Below are 17,652 nucleotides of genomic sequence, written 5' to 3'. Positions count from 1 at the left end.
GTCTCCCGAAGTTATTAACATGTTAAGTACAGGCGGCGACATCGCGCGACCCGCCGCAGCCGATCCGCCAGCCGGGCAAAGCAAGCGCCAGGGGAATAGCGGACGCAACCAGAGAGGAGCTCGATGCGACAAGCCAGAATCGCCGCCGGCGGCCGGCCGGTGCAGGCCATGCGGGTGGACGAAGCCACCTTGCTGCCATGGGACGGGGGGCGGCCCCTGCGCGAAGGCGAATTCATGTGGCAGCCCGCCATCACCGGTACGGTCTATGGCACGCTGCTGAATTTCAAGGGCGCGCTGGCAGCCCTGGGCGACAGCGTCAACGCTGCCCCCTACCAGGCGCCGCCCGCCGGACCCATCCTCTACATCAAGCCCGCCAATACGCTGGCCGCCCACGGCAGCGAGGTGACCCTGGCGCCGGGCGAGGACACCGTGGAGATCGGTGCCGCGCTGGGCATCGTGATCGGCAGGCGCGCCACCCGTATCGATGCGGCGCGGGCGGCGGACTATATCGCCGGCTACACGGTGGTGTCGGATGTGAGCGTGCCGCATGCCAGCTACTACCGCCCGGCGGTGCGCCACAAGTGCCGCGACGGCTATTGCCCGGTTGGCCCGTGGGTCACCGCGCGCGAGCAGGCCGGCAATCCCGACGCGCTCACCATGGTGGTGCGCATCAACGGCGAGGAGCGGCAGCGCAACCACACCGGCAATCTGCTGCGCCCGGTGGCGCAACTGCTGGCGGATGTCACCGCCTTCATGTCGCTGGAAGCCGGCGACGTATTGCTGGCCGGCGTGCCCGAAGGCGCGCCGCTGGCACGCGCCGGAGACAGCGTGGAGATCGAGATCGAAAACGTGGGCCGCCTGCGGCACCGGGTCGTGGCAGCGTTCGGGGAGCCGGCATGAGAACCGCACGCGTAGCCTTTGACGGACTGATCCACGGCGCGCAGCCGGCGGACGAGGGCCTGCTGCGCCTCGACGACGGGCGCGTGGTCAGCGAGAGCGCCGTGATGTGGCTGCCGCCGCTGGCGCCCCGCACCACCTTCGCGCTCGGCTTGAATTACGCCGACCATGCGCGCGAACTGGCCTTCAAGGCGCCCGAGGAACCGCTGGTCTTCCTCAAGGGGCCGGGCACGTTCATCGGCCACCGGGGCCATACGATCCGCCCGGAAGGCGTCAAGTACATGCACTACGAGTGCGAGCTGGCGGTGGTGATCGGCAGCACCGCGCGCGGCGTCAAGGCGGCGCAGGCATACGACTACGTACGCGGCTATACCGTAGCCAACGACTATGCCATCCGCGATTACCTGGAAAACTACTACCGCCCCAACCTGCGGGTGAAGAACCGCGATACCTGCACCCCGCTCGGGCCATGGCTGGTGGACCGCGACGACGTGCCGGATCCCATGGACCTGGCGCTGCGCACCACCGTCAACGGCAAGCTGACCCAGCAGGGCAGTACCCGCGACATGATCTTCGGCATCCCCTGGCTGATCGAATACCTCAGCAGCTTCATGACGCTGGAGGCGGGCGATGTGATCCTCACCGGCACGCCGGAAGGGCTGGCGGATACGCAGCCGGGCGACGAGGTGGTCACGGAGATCGAGGGGGTGGGGCGGCTGGTCAATACCATCGCATCGGCCAGCGGATACGGCAGCGTGCGCTGAGATGCGGCGCGCCAGCGCGCCAGAGTGCCAACAAGGAGGAAGACATGATCAAGCATTGGATCGACGGCAAGCAGGTCGACAGCAAGGACACCTTCGTCACCTGGAACCCGGCCACCGGCGAAGAGATCGCCACCGTGGCGGCCGGCGGCGAGGCCGAGGTCAACGCCGCCGTGGCAGCGGCCAAGGCAGCGTTTCCCAAGTGGGCCAATACGCCCGCCAAGGAGCGCGCCCGCATCATGCGGCGCCTGGCGGACCTGATCACCCAGCACGTGCCGCAGCTGGCCGCGCTGGAGACCCAGGACACCGGCCTGCCGATCGCGCAAACCGGCAAGCAGCTGATTCCGCGCGCCGCCGAGAACTTCAATTTCTTTGCCGAAGTGTGCGTGCAGATGAATGGCCGCACCTACCCGGTGGACGACCAGATGCTCAATTACACGCTCTACCAGCCGGTGGGCGTGTGCGCGCTGATCTCGCCGTGGAACGTACCGTTCATGACCGCCACCTGGAAGGTCGCACCCTGCCTGGCGCTGGGCAATACCGCGGTGCTCAAGATGTCGGAGCTGTCGCCGCTGACCGCCGACCAGCTGGGCATGCTGGCGCTGGAAGCCGGCGTGCCGGCGGGCGTGCTCAACGTGGTGCAGGGTTATGGCGCCAGCGCCGGCGATGCGCTGGTGCGCCACCCGGATGTGCGCGCGGTATCGTTCACGGGGGGCACGGCTACGGGCAAGCGCATCATCGAACGCGCTGGCCTGAAGAAGTTCTCGATGGAGTTGGGCGGCAAGTCGCCGGTGCTGGTGTTCGACGACGCCGACCTGGAACGTGCGCTGGACGCCGCCTTGTTCACCATCTTCTCGATCAACGGCGAGCGCTGCACCGCGGGCTCGCGCATCTTCGTGCAGGACACGGTCTACGACGACTTCGCGGGGAAGTTCGCGGAGCGCGCCAGGCACCTGCGCGTGGGCGACCCGACCAGCGAGCAGACCCATGTGGGCGCCATGATCACCCAGCAGCACTGGGAGAAGGTCACGGGCTATATCCACCTGGGCGAGCAGGAGGGCGCGACTATCCTGGCGGGCGGCGCCGAGCGCCCGTCGGACCTGCCGGCGCACCTGCGCAACGGCAATTTCGTGCAGCCCACCGTGCTGGCCAATGTGGAGAACCACATGCGGGTGGCGCAGGAGGAGATCTTCGGGCCGGTGGCCTGCCTGATTCCCTTCAAGGGCGAGGACGACGGCCTGGCCATGGCCAACGACACCGCCTACGGGCTGGCCTCGTATATCTGGACGCAGGACGTGGGCAAGGTGCACCGGCTCGCGCGCGGCATCGAGGCCGGCATGGTCTTCGTCAACAGCCAGAATGTGCGCGACCTGCGCCAGCCTTTTGGCGGTACCAAGGCGTCCGGCACGGGGCGCGAGGGCGGCGAATTCAGTTTCGAGGTGTTTGCCGAGGTGAAGAACGTCTGCATCTCGATGGGCGGGCATCATATTCCGCGCTGGGGTGTTTGAGCGCAGTGAGCGTGCCGGGCGACCCCATACTGCCGCCACAACAAGACAGGAGACACCGCAATGGGCAAGCTATCACTCGCCGCCAAGATCACGCATGTGCCGTCGATGTACCTCTCGGAACTGCCCGGCAAGCACCAAGGCTGCCGCGAGGCGGCCATTGCCGGCCACCGCGAGATCGGCCGGCGCTGCCGCGAGCTCGGGGTGGACACCATCGTGGTGGCCGATGTGCACTGGCTGGTGAACGCCGGCTACCACGTCAACTGCAACGCGCATTTCGAGGGCATCTACACCAGCAACGAGCTGCCGCACTTCATCAAGGACATGGCCTATGCCTATGACGGCAATCCGGCACTGGGCCGGCTGATCGCCAGCACCGCGAGCGAGCAGGGCGTGATGACGCGCGCCCACGAGATCGCCAGCCTGGAGCTGGAATACGGCACCCTGGTGCCGATGCGCTACATGAACGCCGACCGGCATTTCAAGGTGGTGTCGGTCGCGGCCTGGTGCGCTTGGCACCAGCTGGACGAGAGCCGGCGCTTTGGCGCCGCGCTGCGCGAGGCGATCGAGGCCAGCGATGCCAATGTGGCCTTTCTTGCCAGCGGCTCGCTGTCGCACCGTTTCAACGACAACAACAGCCCCGAGGAAAGCATGCACCAGATCAGCCGTGAGTTCTTCAGGCAGGTGGACCTGCGCGTGGTGGAGCTGTGGAAGCAGGGCGACTGGACCGCCTTCTGCCGCATGCTGCCGGAGTACAACGAGCACTGCATCGGCGAAGGCGGCATGCACGATACGGCCATGCTGCTCGGGCTGCTGGGCTGGGACAGGTACGACCAGTCCGTCGAGATCGTGACCGACTATTTCACCAGTTCCGGCACCGGCCAGATCAACGCGATCTTTCCGGTGCGGTGATCCGCGCGCCGACCCCTAATTTCCGAGGCTGCCCATGCCCCATATCATCGTCGAATACACCGACAATATCCGCGCCGAGGCGCGCGTGCCGGCCTTGCTGAAGACCATCAACGAGGTGCTGATCGCGCAGGACGGCGTGTTTCCCATCGGCGGCATCCGCTCGCGCGCGCTGGCGCTCACCGACTACCGCATGGCCGACGGCGAGGAGGACTATGCCTTCGTCCACATCACGCTGAAGATCGGCGCGGGACGCGATGAAGCCGTCAAGAAGCGGGCGTGCGATGCGCTCTTCGATGCCATCAAGGCCCACTTCGCCGAGCTGTATGCGCGGCGCTACCTGGCGCTTTCGATGGAGCTTGCCGAGTTCAACGAAGGTGGCAGCTACAAGCACAACAACGTTCACGCCCGCTTCAAGAAGGCCGGCTGAACGGCGCAGATCAACGATATTCCAACGCTACCCACGGAGACCCCATGCTCAGCCCAGAGCTGGTTCGCCAGATTGCCCATCGCCTGCACGACGCCGAACAATCGCGCAAGCAGATCCGCCAGATATCGCTGGACCACCCCGACATCACCATCGACGACGCCTACGCCATCCAGCGCGAATGGGTCGCGCACAAGCTGGCCGGGGGGCGCACCGTCAAAGGCCACAAGATCGGACTGACCTCGCGCGCGATGCAGATGTCCTCGCAGATCGACGAGCCTGACTACGGCACCCTGCTCGACGATATGTTCTTCCAGGACGGCGCCACCATTCCCGCCGGGCGCTTTATCGTGCCGCGCGTCGAGGTGGAGCTGGCGTTCGTGCTGGGCAAGCCGCTCAAGGGGCCGCATTGCACGCTCTTCGATGTCTATGACGCCACCGCCTACGTGATTCCCGCGCTGGAGATCATCGATGCGCGCAGCCATTCCATCGACCCCGACAGCAAGCGCCCGCGCAAGGTGTTCGACACCATTGCCGACAACGCTGCCAATGCCGGCGTGGTGATGGGCGGCCGCCCGGTGCGGCCGTTCGACGTGGACCTGCGCTGGGTCTCGGCCATCATGTCGCGCAATGGCGTGATCGAGGAAACCGGCGTGGCCGCCGGCGTGCTCAATCATCCGGCCAATGGCGTGGCGTGGCTGGCCAACAAGCTGCATCCCTTCGGCGTGGGCCTGGAAGCCGGCGAGGTGATCCTCGGCGGCTCCTTCACCCGGCCGGTGGCGGCCAATCCGGGTGATACATTCCAGGTGGACTACGGCGCGCTGGGCGCCGTGGCTTGCCATTTCGCCCCTCCCGCATAAACCGGCGCGCAGGTGCCAGGAGCTATCATGGAATTTCCCCTCAACAGCTTCAAGCGCGCGCTGGCCGCGGGCGAGCAGCAGATCGGGCTGTGGCTTGGCCTGGCGAGCCCCTACACCGCCGAGGTACTGGCCGGCGCCGGCTTTGACTGGCTGCTGGTCGACGGCGAGCACGCGCCCAACACCGTGCCGTCCATCCTGGCGCAGTTGCAGGCGATTGCGCCGTACCCGGTGCGGCCGGTGGTGCGCGCGGCCTGGAACGATGCCGTGCAGATCAAGCAGTTGCTCGACGTCGGCGTGCAGACCCTGCTGGTGCCGATGGTGCAGGACGCCGCCGAGGCCGCCGCCGCCGTGGCGGCCACGCGCTATCCGCCAGAAGGCGTGCGCGGCGTGGGCAGCGCGATGGCGCGCGCGTCGCGCTGGAACCGCGTCGACGGCTACCTCGGCCGTGCCAATCGCGAGATGTGCGTGCTGGTGCAGGTGGAAACCCGCGCCGGGCTTGCGCATCTGGATGCGATCGCGGCCACCGAAGGCGTGGACGGCGTGTTCATCGGCCCGGCTGACCTCGCCGCCGACATGGGGCACCTCGGCAACCCGGGCCATGCGGACGTGCAGGGCGCCATCGCCGACGCCATCGCGCGCATCCGCCGCGCCGGCAAGGGCGCGGGCATCCTCAGCGCCGATGTGGCGCAGTCCCGGCAGTACATGGCGCTCGGGACGACATTCACCGCGGTTGGCGTGGATGCCACGATGCTCGCGCGTGCGGCGGAAAGCCTTGCCGGGCAGTTCAAGGGGCAATGCGGTGGCGCTACTGGCGGCGGGGACAAGACGTACTAGCCGAAGCATCGGGAGCGCCGGACGAAGCCGGCAGGATGCGCCGAAACCGTCTGCAATGACGACAGCGTTTATTCCCTCAGCCCCGCATGGGGAGAGGGGATTACCCCCGCGCATTGCGTCAAGTAGTTCGGTGTCGGAGGCGGGCCTTACCCAGAAGTCCGAAAACCAAAAGCAAAAAGACAAAAATAGAAAACAAGGAGACACAAGATGCAAGCATCCGCCTGCCCGCAGCGCGCACGCCCGCTTCCCAACGCCCGCCACGCGTTCCGCGCCGCCGTACTGCTCGCGGTGGCGCTCTGCGCCGGCACCCAGGCCCTCGCCGCCGATCCCGCCGCCCGCTGGGTGGTGCCCTACACCGCGGGCGGCGGCAGCGACCTCGCCACGCGCATCGTCGCGCAGAAGATCGCGCCGGTGCTGCACCAGAACATCGTGGTCGACAACAAGCCCGGCGGCGCCACCATCCTGGCCGCGCAGGACGTCGCCAAGGCCCGCGCCGACGGCGCCACGCTGCTGACGGCCGGGCAGGGCACGCTGGTGCTCAATCCCGCGCTGTACCGCAAGCTGCCTTATGACGCGGGCAAGGATTTCACGCTGGTCACCTCGCTGGTGAAACTGCCGGTGGTGCTGGTGACCAACCCGGCGCTGCCGGTGAAGACGCTGCCGGAGTTCATCGGCTGGCTCAAGGCCGGGCAGGGCAAGGCCACCTATGCTTCGGTGGGCACCGGCAGCCCGCATCACCTGAGTGCCGAACTGCTGCTGGACCGCGTGCAGGCCACCGCGGTGCACGCGCCCTACAAGGGCACGCCGCCGGCGTTGCAGGACGTGGCGGGCGGGCAGGTCGATTTCATGATGGCCGACCTCTCGGCCGCGGTACCGCTGATCCGGGCCGGGCGCCTGCGCGCCATCGCGCTGCCTGCCGAGCAGCGCTCGGCAGTGCTGCCGGATGTCCCGACCTTCGCCGAGGCCGGGCTGAGCGGCTTCACGGCATTTGCCTGGCAGGGCGTCGTGCTGCCGGCGGGCACGCCACCCGCCACGGTCGACAAGCTCAATGCCGCGATTGCCGCGGCGCTGAAGGACCCGGCCGTGGTGAAACAGATGCAGGAACTCGGCCTTGAACCCATGGGCGACACGCGCGCCGGATTCGCGGAGTTCGTCGAGCGCGAGCGCGCCAAGTGGGGCGCGTTGATCCGCGCGCACAAGATCGTGCTGGATTGAAGCTTGAAGCACCCGGTGGCAGTGACCCCGCTCCCCGCATGGCAACGGGGGGCAGACCATCGCCATGCATGAGCAGTCTTGCCATTGCTATGTCCGCGCCTCGGCCCCGCCGTACAGTGCCGCAGCGGCTTCGATGCAGGTGGCATGCAGATCCCTGCCCAGCGCGTGCAAGGTTTCTGCGGACAGTTGACCGTTGAACGCTGATCACTGAATGCTAGGCGGTCGTCGAGGACATGTCGGGGAGGTTGCCCGGAATCGCGGCCTGTGCCTGTGAGGCTCCCCGCACTGGCGCTGGCGACACCATGCCTTCCTGCACGCGATCCGCAATGTCCTGCAGCGGTTCGACGAACCGCTTGATCGCTTCTTCCTCGCTCAACGCGCGCGCCAGATACACCACGTTCAGGCTACCGCGTACGCGGTCCTGGTGCCGGATCGGTACCGCGACGGCGCCGATCTTGCGCTGCTCGAGCCAGTCGCCGCGATTCGAGCCGAAGCCGTCCGCACGCACGCGTTCCACGAGCTTGCGGACATAGGCCGCGTTGTTGGCCAGTGCCGCTTGCTCCTCGCCTGCCGCACCCGAGCGCAGCAGGTTGAGCACGTCCTCCCGCTCGGCGTCGCCGCAGTAGGCGAAATAAGCCCGCCCGGCCGCCGTCGACAGCATCGGCAGGCGCCGGCCCACCATCGCCCGGTGGAAGGACAGCGGGCTGAAGCGATGCGTGGTTTCGCGGATGATCATGGCGTCGCCATCCGGCGTGGTCAGGTCGGAGGGCCACAGCACGCGTTGCAGCAGTTCCCCCATCAGCGGCGCGGCGATGGTGGAGATCCATTCGTCGTCATTGAAGCCTTCGCTCAACGCCCTGACCTGCAGCGTCAGGCGATAGCTGTCGTCCGAGTCGCTGCGGCGCACGAAGCCTTCGGCGATCAGGGTCTCCAGCAAGCGCCGGACCGTGGTGCGGTGCAACCCGGTCAGCCCACTCAGTTGCAATGCCGTCCCGCGCCCGCTTTCCATCCGGTTCAGGGCCTTCAGCACGTCCAGCCCACGGGTCAGCCCGCGCACGCTGGCATAGGGGGAAGTTCGTCCCGTAGGCATAAAAAATCCTTTTAAATCAACGTTGTGCACTCCTTGCACATTCTGGTCGTTTTTTTGTCTGGATGCAACCGGGTCTCTACACTGCGCTGTACTACTTAGACATTGACGAACGAAGGAGACACGATGTCGACCGCTGCCACCAGCCTCAAGCCAGCCCAGTCCAGCCCACCCAGCCAGCCGTTCCAGAGCATCTGGGGCGAGTTGCGCGGCGTTTCCTTCAGCCAGGGCTGGATCGACGCCAAAGGCATCCGCACCCGTTACCTGCACGCCGGCAGCAGCGACAAGCCGGCGCTGATCCTCCTGCACGGCGTCGGTGGCCACGCCGAAGCCTATGTGCGCAACCTGCAGTCGCATGCCGCGCATTTCGACGTGTGGGCCATCGACATGATCGGTCACGGCTGGACCGACAAGCCGGCCGGTGGCCGGGAGATCCCGGATTATGTCGATCACGTGATCCGCGTGATGGACGCCCTTGGCATCGAGCGCGCTTCGTTCAGCGGTGAATCCCTGGGCGGCTGGGTTGCCTCGCGCCTTGCCATCGACCATCCCGAACGGGTGGAGCGGCTGGTACTGAACACGGCTGGCGGCTCGCAAGCGGACCCGGTGGTGATGGAGCGGCTCAAGACGCTGTCCATGCGTGCGGTCGAAGAACCGGGCTGGAGCTTCATCAAGGCACGCGTGGAATGGCTGATGGCGGACAAGAGCAAGGCCTTCGACGACCTGATCGCCACGCGGCAGGCCATCTACGCGCAGCCGGGCATGGTCGGCGCCCAGCGCGGCAACATGGTGCTGCAGGACATGGAAACGCGCCAGCGCAACATCCTTCGTGCCGAGCATTACTGCCGTATCAAGGCCCCGACGCTGGTGCTGTGGACCTCGGACGACCCGACCGCCGATGTCTCCGAGGGCCGCCGCATCGCCACCATGATTCCCGGCGCGTTGTTCACGGTGATGGAGGGCTGCGGCCACTGGCCGCAGTTCGAGGATGCCGCCACCTTCAACCGCATCCATCTGAATTTCCTGCTCGGCAACGCCGTGCCGGAAGCGGCCACGGTCTAAGCCGGGCGAACCAGCGCATAGCAGGAGAGGAGACATGAACAACGCCATCGCGATGGCGGGCGGAGACGCTCGTGCGCAGGATCTGGATACCGACGTCGCCATCATCGGCGCCGGCCCGGTGGGCCTGATGATCGCCAATATCCTGGGCTTGCAGGGCGTGCGCGTCGTGCTGGTCGAGAAGCTGGACCAGATCATCGACTACCCGCGCGCCATCGGGCTCGACGACGAGGCCTTGCGCGTGTTCCAGTCGGTCGGCCTGGCGGATGCGCTGCTGCCGCATACCACGCCGCACCACTGGATGCGTTTCGTCACGCATACCGGCCGCTGCTTCGCATCGATCGAGCCACGTACCGACGAGTTCGGCTGGTCCCGCCGCAATGCGTTCATCCAGCCGCTGGCGGACCGGATCCTGTATGGGGGCCTGCAGCGCTTCCCGCATGTGAAGGTGCTGCTGGGCCATGGCGTGTCCGGGTTTACGCAGGACGAGCAGGGCGTGACCATCCGCGCGGAGGATGCGCACGGACGGGTCACGTCGGTCCGGGCCGCCTACATGGCCGGCTGCGACGGCGGCAACAGCATCGTGCGCCGCACGCTGGATGTCCCCTTTGAAGGGCGCACCAAGCCCAACCAGTGGATCGTGGTCGACGTGCGCAACGACCCGATCGGCACGCCGCATATCTATATGCATTGCGACCCGACCCGGCCCTATGTCTCGGCCGCGCTGCCGCACGGGATCCGCCGCTTCGAGTTCATGGTCATGCCGGGCGAGACGGAAGAAGCGCTGTCCCGCCCGGAAAACCTCGCCGCGCTGATCCGCAAGGTGGTGGCGGAGCCGGACAAGGTCGACTACATCCGCAAGCGCGTCTATACGCACAATGCCCGGCTGGCGGGAACGTTCCGCGTCAACCGCGTGCTGCTGGCGGGCGACGCCGCGCACATCATGCCGGTCTGGCAGGGGCAGGGCTACAACAGCGGCATCCGCGACGCGAGCAACCTGGGCTGGAAGCTGGCGCTGGTGGTGAAGGGCGTCGCGCAGGACCGGCTGCTCGACACCTATGGCATGGAACGCCGTGCCCACGCTCGCTCCATGATCCATCTGTCGGAGGTGGCGGGTGATATCTTCGCGCCCGCCAGCCGCTTCGGCGCCTCGCTGCGCGACGGCCTGACCCGCTTGCTCAATGTGTTCCCACCGGTCAAGCAGTACTTCGTGGAGATGCGCTTCAAGCCCATGCCGCGCTACGAATCGGGCGTGGTGCTGCTGCCCGCGCGCCGGGGCGATGACCGCTTCCTCGCGCGCCTGCTGGAGCGCTCTGGCAACTCGCCGCTGGGGCGCATGCTGGGGCTGATGAGCGAAAAGCGGGATTCGCTGGTGGGGCGGCTTGTGCACGGACGCGATCCGGCCGGCAGCTCGCCGGTTGGCCGCATGTTCATCCAGCCGATGGTGCGGACCGAAAGCGGCCATACGGTGCGCCTCGACGATGTGATCGGCAATCGTTTCGCCGTGGTTGCCTGGGGGGCGGACCCGACTTTCGGCCTGACGCCGCAAGCACGGGCCGTCTGGGAAAAGCTGGGCGCCTGCTTCGTGATGGCCAAGCCCGATACGCAGCTTGCCTATCGCGACGACGTGCCGGATGGCGTGATCGCCATCGGCGATGCCGCCGGTCGTCTCAAGGAATGGTTCGGCAAGGTGCCGGATTCCGTGGTGTTGCTGCGTCCCGACCGCTTTATTGCCGGGATGTGCTCGCCGCAGCAGGTGTCCGGGACTATCCAGGCGCTGGCCGGGAAGCTTGCCCTGGCCGATGCCTTGCCGGCCGACGCCGCGACGACTGCCTTGCCCGTACCGCCGCTGCCCGACCGTTCGGTCGCCTTTGCCAGGGGAGCCTGAGATGACGATGCATCTCGAATGCCTGTCCCATACGCCGCTGCACGGGTATTACGATCCGGCGCCGGACATCGTGGCGGAGGTGGAGCGCGTGCAAGCCGTAGCGCGTGCCCGTGTGCGGGCCTTCGCGCCGGAACTGGTGGTGGTGTTCGCGCCCGACCACTTCAATGGCTTCTTCTACGACGTGATGCCGCAGTTCTGCATTGGCGTGGCGGCCAGCGCCATCGGCGATTTCAATAGCCTTGCCGGCCCGCTGGATGTGCCTCGGGACACCGCGCTGGCCATGGCGCAAGCCGTGCTGGCCAGCGACGTGGACATTGCCGTGTCCTACCGCATGCAGGTGGACCACGGTTGCGCGCAGGCGCTGGAAGTGCTGCTTGGCGGACTCGCCCCGTGCCCGGTGATCCCCGTCTTCATCAACTCGGTGGCGCCGCCCATGGCCACCTGTCGCCGCGCGCGGCTGCTGGGCAATGCCATCGGCGGCTTCCTGCAGGGCCTCGGTAAGCGCGTGCTGGTGGTGGGTTCCGGCGGCATTTCCCATGAGCCGCCCGTACCGGAAATCGCCTCGGCCAACGACGAGGTGGCGGAGCGCCTGATCGCCGGGCGCAATCCGCCGGCGGCGGCGCGTGCCGCCCGCCAGGCGCGTACGGTGGCGGCCGCGCAAGCGTTCGCCGCAGGCGATGGTCCACTACATCCGCTCAACCCGGAGTGGGACCGCGCCTTCCTGGCGCGACTCGCCAGCGGCGATCTGGACGCCGTGGATGCCATGCGCAACGACGACATCACGCGCGACGCCGGCAAGTCGGCGCACGAGATCCGAACCTGGATCGCCGCGTTCGGCGCGCTTGCCGCCGCCGGGCCTTACCAGGCGTCGATCGAGTACTACCGGCCCATCGCAGAATGGATTGCCGGCTTCGGCGTGATGCAGGCACAGCCTGCCACCCCGCGCGCGTAACCCAACCAGGAACAACCATGTCCAAGCAGGAAACCACGCTCGCGCTCGCCAGGCGGCTGCGCGAGGCAGAGCAGGCGCATACCCCGATCGAACCGCTGCGCGGCGAGATCCCGTCTGGCGACGCGGCGATGGCTTATGCCATCCAGCGCGCCAATGTCGATGCGTGGCGCGCGCAGGGCCGCCGCGTGGTGGGCCGCAAGATCGGCCTGACCTCCCCCGCGGTGCAGCGCCAGCTTGGAGTGGACCAGCCCGACTTCGGCACGTTGTTCGCGGACATGGTCTTCGGCGACGACGAGCCGATTCCAGCCGCCCGCACCATGCAGCCGAAAGCGGAAGCCGAGGTTGCGCTGGTGCTCAGCCGCGACGTCTGTGCAAAGGACGCCACGCTGGTCGATCTGATCAATGCCGTCGCCTATGTGCTCCCCGCCATCGAAGTGGTCGGCAGCCGCATCCGCAACTGGGATATCTCGTATGTCGATACCGTGGCCGACAACGCCTCCAGCGGTCTGGTGGTGCTGGGCGCGGTACCCGTGCCGCTGGCCGGCCTGGACCTGAAGACCGTGAAGATGGAGATGCTGTGCGACGAGGAGCGCGTTTCCACGGGTTCGGGCGCGGATTGCCTCGGCCATCCGCTCAATGCGGCGGTCTGGCTGGCGCGCAAGCTCGCCTCGCTGGGGGATCCCTTGCGCGCCGGCGACCTGATCCTGACCGGTGCGCTGGGTCCGATGGTCCCGGCGGCGCCAGGCCAGTGTTTCGAGGCGCGCATCAGCGGCGTTGGCAGCGTGCGGGCAAGGTTCGCGCAGGGCTGATGCCGCCTTCCAGCCACACCACGCAGCACCAGTGTTATTACAAATACATGGAGGAGACAAGATGAAATACGCAAAACCCAATCTGGCGGGCCCGCTGCTCATGGCCGCGGGCTTGCTCGGCACGGCCGGTGCCCCCGCGTTCGCCGACACGTTTCCCAGCCGGCCGCTGACCATCGTGGTGCCGTTCCCCGCGGGCGGCGTTACCGACAGGATTGCACGCCAGATCGGGCAGCAGATGCAGGCCGGTCTCGGCAAGCCGGTCGTGATCGAGAACCGGCCCGGCGGGGGCGGCCAGATTGCGGCGCAGTCGGTCAAGCGCGCCGACGCGGACGGCCATACGCTGTTCGTGGCCGCCACCGAGATGTTCGCGATCAACCCGGGCTTGTACCGCAACTTCTCCTACGACCCGCTGAAGGATTTCAAGCCGGTGACAGCGTTGGCCTCGTCGCCGCTGGTGCTGGTGGTGCCGCAGGGCAGCCCGGTCGGTTCGGTCAAGGACCTCGTGGCGCTGTCCAGAACCCGGCCGAACGGCGTCAACTATGCATCGCAGGGCGTCGGCTCGATCGGGCACCTGCTCGGGGGGCTGTTTGCCGACAAGTCCGGCGGCCATATGACGCATGTGGCCTACAAGGGCTCGGCGCCGGCGTTGCAGGATGTGATGGCCGGGCAGGTCGACATGATGTTCGACCCTGTGATCACCACCTCGCCGTTGATCAAGGGGGGCAAGGTCAAGCCGCTCGCCATCGCGGCGCCGCGCCGGTCGCCGTCGCTGCCGGACGTGCGCACGCTCTCCGAACTCGGTATCGGCGGGCTGGATGCCGGTGTCTGGTTCGGCATGGTGGTCAAGGCCGGCACGCCCGATGCCATCGTCGCGCGTCTCAACGAGGAAACGGTCAAGGCGCTCAAGGCGCCCGAGGTGGCCCGGCAGTTTGCCGACCAGGGGCTCGAAGCCATGCCGATGACGCCGCAGCAGTTCGGCGCCTTCCTGAACAGCGAGAGCACGCGCTGGGCGCCATTGGTGAAGGCCAGCGGCGCCAGCATCGATTGATGGCGGGGGCCGGACCGTAACCACCAAGGTCAGGGCCGAACTGCTTGCCGCAGATTCGGCTGCCGCGACCCTGCGGGCGCAGCGTCTAGGCTGCCAGGTGAAGCCGCGGAACCCCAACCGAAGCGGCTTTGCGTTCGCCGCTGCCTTCCAGCAGGCTGACCACCGCCGGGCCGAGCGTGTTGGCGCAGGCGTTTGCAAGTGCGGCAGCGCGGGCCAGCCCGACTTGCGTCGCCAGCCATTCGGGCCGCACGCGGCCGCTGTTGGCCAGCAGGTAGATCGCGTGCGCCACGCGCTGCTCGCGCACCAGTGCGCGCAGCGCTTCGCCTTCCGCGAACAACCGCACGCGCACCAGGCGCTGGCTGACCTGCCAGCGATCCGCCACCAATGCCGCGTTCCAGGCGACCCGGGGCAACTCGAAGATGTCGCTGGCCAGCGCGCGCGACCAGTGCTTTTGCGTGTGGAGTGGGCAGCCCGGCACGGCCGCCAGCGACATGCGCGGGCACGCGTCGTCGGGCACGGCACGCAGCGAGATGGCGGCCCTGTTGCCCGGCGCCGGCAGCAGGTCGCAATCGAAGTACGCAAAGGCCGGCACTACGAACGGATTCCCCGGCAGCACCTCGCGCCGCGCGTTGGCATCGCGCAGGCGAGCGGCTCCGCGCAGTGCGTCGACGCGCACGGCGAAGGGAAAGCGCAGGTGGGAGAGTCGCAGATCGGTGCTGGTGACGAGGGCCATGCGAGGATCAGGAGAGGCCGGCTGGCGCGTTACGCGTGGCGCGCCAGGCTGAAATCGCATTGTACGGTCTTGGCGGGCCGGCGATTGTCACCATGGAGACAGGATGGGCAAAGCGCAAGCCCGCGGGCTACAGCTCGGACAAGCCGAAGTGGCGCAAGCGTTCGAGGTTGGTAACGCGGATGCTCTGGTAAGACAGGTCGACCATGCCTTCGGCCGCCAGCCGCCGCAGCGCCTGGTTGACCCGCTGGCGCGAGAGTCCGGTCAGCAGGCCGATCTCTTCCTGGGACAGTTCCAGGACCTCGCCGGTGCGGGGGTAGAGCGCCGCATGGAACAGTTGGGCGATGGCCTGCGCCACGCGTGCGTCGACGCTCAGCAGGCGCTCGTTTTGCACGGTGGCGATGAATTGCCCCATGCGCTCGTTGAGCTGGCGCACCACGAAGCTGGAAAACGGCAGGCTCTCAGCCAGCAAGGTATGGAAAACGGTGTCCGGGATCAATGCCACACGGGAATCGCGAATGGCGATCACGTCATATCTCCGCGCTTCTCGCTTTATCACACTGCCTTCTCCGCACCATCCGCCTGCCGGCACGCCGGAAAAAGTGCAGCCGCGGCCATCCGGCGTGTAGACGGCGAGCTTGATCAGGCCGCGCTCCACCCCGATCCAGTAGCGCGACGGCTCGCCGCGGCGTGCCACGAAGGCGCCCGCGCCAAAATCCTGCACCACCAGCTGCCGCGCCGCCATGGCCTGGTGCGCCGGGGCCAGGGCGGAGAACCATTCATGCTGCGCCAGCAGCGCCGCATGATCCCCGCGGCCGCCGGGTTCCGTCCGGGCCGCGTATGGTTTATCAGGTGTATCGGGTACGCCGGGTGGCGCTGAAGCTGGCAGGCTGGACATGTTCTAGGCTTGGCCCGGCGTGGGCACTGTCATCCGGACGACAAAGCGTTGGGCTGTGGGATGATAGCCTTGCGCAGCCAAAAGTAACAGCGACCGGGACCTGCGGCTTCCCGGTGCATGCGGAGACCAAAGCAATGCCAAGCGATTTCGATACCGGCCTGGGCAAGAACCCGGCCAATCATGTTCCCCTCACACCGATCGACTACCTGGCGCGCGCCGCCGAGGTCTATGGCGATCGCCTGGCCATCGTGCATGGCCCGGTACGCCAGAACTGGCGCGAAACCTATGTCCGCGCGCGGCGCCTGGCCAGCGCGCTGCAGCGCGCCGGCGTGGGCAAGGGCGATACCGTCGCGGCCTTGCTGCCCAACACGCCGGCCATGGTAGAGGCGCACTTCGGGGTGCCCATGGCGGGTGCGGTGCTCAATGCCCTGAACATCCGCCTCGATGCCTCCAATCTCATCTTCATGCTGCGCCATGGCGAAGCCAGGGTGCTGCTGGCCGATACGGAGTTCGCCGGCCTGGCGCGGCAGATCGCCAACGAGATCCCGGAGCTGAAGGTGGTGGCCGTGGTGGATGCGCTGGGCCCGCAAGACGTGCAGCCCTTCGCCGAGACGGACTACGAGAGCCTGCTGGCCTCCGGCGACCCGGAATTCGCCTGGCAGCCGCCCGCGGATGAATGGGATGCCATCGCGCTCAACTACACCTCGGGCACCACCGGCGATCCGAAGGGCGTGGTCTACCATCACCGCGGCGCGGCCATCAATGCCATCTCCAATATCCTGGAGTGGGATTTGCCCAAGCATGCGGTCTACCTGTGGACGCTGCCGATGTTCCACTGCAACGGCTGGTGCTTCCCGTGGACCGTTGCCGCGCGAGCCGGCGTCAATGTCTGCCTGCGCAAGTTCGAGCCCAAGCTGGCCTTTGACCTGATGCGCGATGAGGGCGTGACCCACTACTGCGCCGCGCCGATCGTGCATACCGCGCTGGTCAACGCGCCGCCAGCCTGGCGCGAGGGCCTGCGCGGCCCCGTGCGCGGCATGGTGGCGGGCGCGCCGCCGCCGGCGGCGGTGCTGGCGCAGATGGAACAGATGGGCTTCGAACTGACCCATGTCTATGGCCTGACCGAGACCTACGGCCCGGCCGCGGTGTGCGCCGAGCAGGACGACTGGGCTACGCTGTCGCAAGAGGAGCGCGCTACCAAGAAGGCACGGCAGGGCGTGCGCTACCATCTGCAGACCGAAGTGGCGGTGCTCGACCCCGACACCATGCAGCCGGTGGCCGCCGACGGCGAGGAGATCGGCGAGATCATGTTCCGCGGCAACATCTGCATGAAGGGCTATCTCAAGAACGAGAAGGCCACCCGCGAGGCCTTCGCCGGCGGCTGGTTCCATACCGGCGACCTGGGCGTCTGCATGCCGGACGGCTACGTCAAGATCAAGGACCGCAGCAAGGACATCATCATTTCCGGCGGCGAGAATATCTCCAGCGTGGAAGTGGAGGACGCGCTCTATCGCCATCCCGCCGTGCTGGCGGTGGCCGTGGTGGCCCAGCCGGATGCCAAATGGGGCGAGACGCCGTGCGCCTTCGTTGAGCTGAAGGACGGCGCCAGCGCCACCGCGGAAGAGCTGATCGCACATTGCCGCACCCTGCTGGCAGGCTTCAAGGTACCCAAGGCCGTGTACTTCGGGCCATTGCCCAAGACCTCGACCGGCAAGATCCAGAAGTTCGAGCTGCGCCGCAAGGTCAAGTCGGATTCGGCGATCGACGTGTAAG

Annotated in this window: 17 protein-coding genes; 14 read left to right on the top strand and 3 right to left on the bottom strand. The window is 67.4% G+C overall.

Features of this window, described 5'->3' with window-relative positions:
• The first annotated feature begins 234 nt into the window (after positions 1-234).
• From P3W85_RS20980 to P3W85_RS20945, 8 genes are all read left to right on the top strand, one after another.
• Positions 235-900, top strand: coding sequence for a fumarylacetoacetate hydrolase family protein (locus tag P3W85_RS20980; RefSeq protein WP_276266208.1), 666 nt, complete (start codon positions 235-237; stop codon positions 898-900).
• Positions 897-1,661: a fumarylacetoacetate hydrolase family protein gene (locus P3W85_RS20975; RefSeq protein ID WP_017226969.1), complete on the top strand. Its 765-nt coding sequence runs from the start codon at positions 897-899 to the stop codon at positions 1,659-1,661. The genes P3W85_RS20980 and P3W85_RS20975 overlap by 4 nt, the downstream gene beginning before the upstream one ends.
• 44 nt (positions 1,662-1,705) lie before the next feature.
• The gene (hpaE, locus tag P3W85_RS20970) at positions 1,706-3,166 is read left to right on the top strand and encodes a 5-carboxymethyl-2-hydroxymuconate semialdehyde dehydrogenase (protein WP_276266207.1); all 1,461 of its coding nucleotides are present in this window, start codon (positions 1,706-1,708) and stop codon (positions 3,164-3,166) included.
• A 60-nt stretch (positions 3,167-3,226) separates the two neighbouring features.
• Positions 3,227-4,075, top strand: a complete 849-nt coding sequence (gene hpaD, locus P3W85_RS20965; protein WP_276266206.1) for a 3,4-dihydroxyphenylacetate 2,3-dioxygenase — start codon at positions 3,227-3,229, stop codon at positions 4,073-4,075.
• Between the two features lie 34 nt (positions 4,076-4,109).
• Positions 4,110-4,502: a 5-carboxymethyl-2-hydroxymuconate Delta-isomerase gene (locus P3W85_RS20960; RefSeq protein ID WP_276266205.1), complete on the top strand. Its 393-nt coding sequence runs from the start codon at positions 4,110-4,112 to the stop codon at positions 4,500-4,502.
• A gap of 44 nt (positions 4,503-4,546) precedes the next feature.
• Positions 4,547-5,359: a 2-oxo-hept-4-ene-1,7-dioate hydratase gene (gene hpaH / locus P3W85_RS20955; protein WP_276266204.1), complete on the top strand. Its 813-nt coding sequence runs from the start codon at positions 4,547-4,549 to the stop codon at positions 5,357-5,359.
• Positions 5,360-5,386: 27 nt separating this feature from the next.
• The gene (hpaI, locus tag P3W85_RS20950) at positions 5,387-6,193 is read left to right on the top strand and encodes a 4-hydroxy-2-oxoheptanedioate aldolase (RefSeq protein WP_276266203.1); all 807 of its coding nucleotides are present in this window, start codon (positions 5,387-5,389) and stop codon (positions 6,191-6,193) included.
• A 207-nt stretch (positions 6,194-6,400) separates the two neighbouring features.
• On the top strand, positions 6,401-7,408 hold the full coding sequence (locus tag P3W85_RS20945) for a Bug family tripartite tricarboxylate transporter substrate binding protein (RefSeq protein WP_276266202.1): 1,008 nt from the start codon (positions 6,401-6,403) through the stop codon (positions 7,406-7,408).
• Between the two features lie 214 nt (positions 7,409-7,622).
• Here P3W85_RS20945 and P3W85_RS20940 read toward each other — a convergent pair whose 3' ends face one another.
• Complete coding sequence (locus P3W85_RS20940; RefSeq protein ID WP_276266201.1) at positions 7,623-8,498, bottom strand: DNA-binding transcriptional regulator; 876 nt, start codon at positions 8,496-8,498, stop codon at positions 7,623-7,625.
• A gap of 123 nt (positions 8,499-8,621) precedes the next feature.
• Here P3W85_RS20940 and P3W85_RS20935 point away from each other — a divergent pair, with 123 nt between their 5' ends.
• From P3W85_RS20935 to P3W85_RS20915, 5 genes are all read left to right on the top strand, one after another.
• Positions 8,622-9,557, top strand: a complete 936-nt coding sequence (locus P3W85_RS20935; protein WP_276266200.1) for an alpha/beta fold hydrolase — start codon at positions 8,622-8,624, stop codon at positions 9,555-9,557.
• 34 nt (positions 9,558-9,591) lie between these two features.
• Positions 9,592-11,442 (top strand): bifunctional 3-(3-hydroxy-phenyl)propionate/3-hydroxycinnamic acid hydroxylase, encoded by a 1,851-nt coding sequence (locus P3W85_RS20930; protein WP_276266199.1) that lies wholly within the window; start codon positions 9,592-9,594, stop codon positions 11,440-11,442.
• 1 nt (position 11,443) lies between these two features.
• Positions 11,444-12,394, top strand: coding sequence for a 3-carboxyethylcatechol 2,3-dioxygenase (locus P3W85_RS20925; RefSeq protein ID WP_276266198.1), 951 nt, complete (start codon positions 11,444-11,446; stop codon positions 12,392-12,394).
• A gap of 17 nt (positions 12,395-12,411) precedes the next feature.
• Entirely contained in the window at positions 12,412-13,203 is a 792-nt protein-coding gene (mhpD, locus tag P3W85_RS20920; RefSeq protein ID WP_276266197.1) for a 2-keto-4-pentenoate hydratase, read from the top strand.
• Between the two features lie 61 nt (positions 13,204-13,264).
• Complete coding sequence (locus P3W85_RS20915) at positions 13,265-14,251, top strand: Bug family tripartite tricarboxylate transporter substrate binding protein (protein ID WP_276266196.1); 987 nt, start codon at positions 13,265-13,267, stop codon at positions 14,249-14,251.
• Between the two features lie 85 nt (positions 14,252-14,336).
• Here P3W85_RS20915 and P3W85_RS20910 read toward each other — a convergent pair whose 3' ends face one another.
• Positions 14,337-14,984: an AraC family transcriptional regulator gene (locus P3W85_RS20910; protein WP_276266195.1), complete on the bottom strand. Its 648-nt coding sequence runs from the start codon at positions 14,982-14,984 to the stop codon at positions 14,337-14,339.
• 127 nt (positions 14,985-15,111) lie between these two features.
• The gene (locus P3W85_RS20905; RefSeq protein ID WP_017229268.1) at positions 15,112-15,726 is read right to left on the bottom strand and encodes a Crp/Fnr family transcriptional regulator; all 615 of its coding nucleotides are present in this window, start codon (positions 15,724-15,726) and stop codon (positions 15,112-15,114) included.
• A gap of 287 nt (positions 15,727-16,013) precedes the next feature.
• Between P3W85_RS20905 and P3W85_RS20900 the strand changes: the two genes are divergently transcribed.
• Positions 16,014-17,651 (top strand): acyl-CoA synthetase, encoded by a 1,638-nt coding sequence (locus P3W85_RS20900; RefSeq protein ID WP_276266194.1) that lies wholly within the window; start codon positions 16,014-16,016, stop codon positions 17,649-17,651.
• Position 17,652: the final 1 nt, after the last annotated feature.

It is taken from the genome of Cupriavidus basilensis, assembly GCF_029335485.1.
Taxonomy (GTDB): Bacteria; Pseudomonadota; Gammaproteobacteria; order Burkholderiales; family Burkholderiaceae; genus Cupriavidus; species Cupriavidus basilensis_E.
Note: the sequence above shows the minus strand (reverse complement) of the source record. Positions and strands in the feature narration are given on the sequence as shown.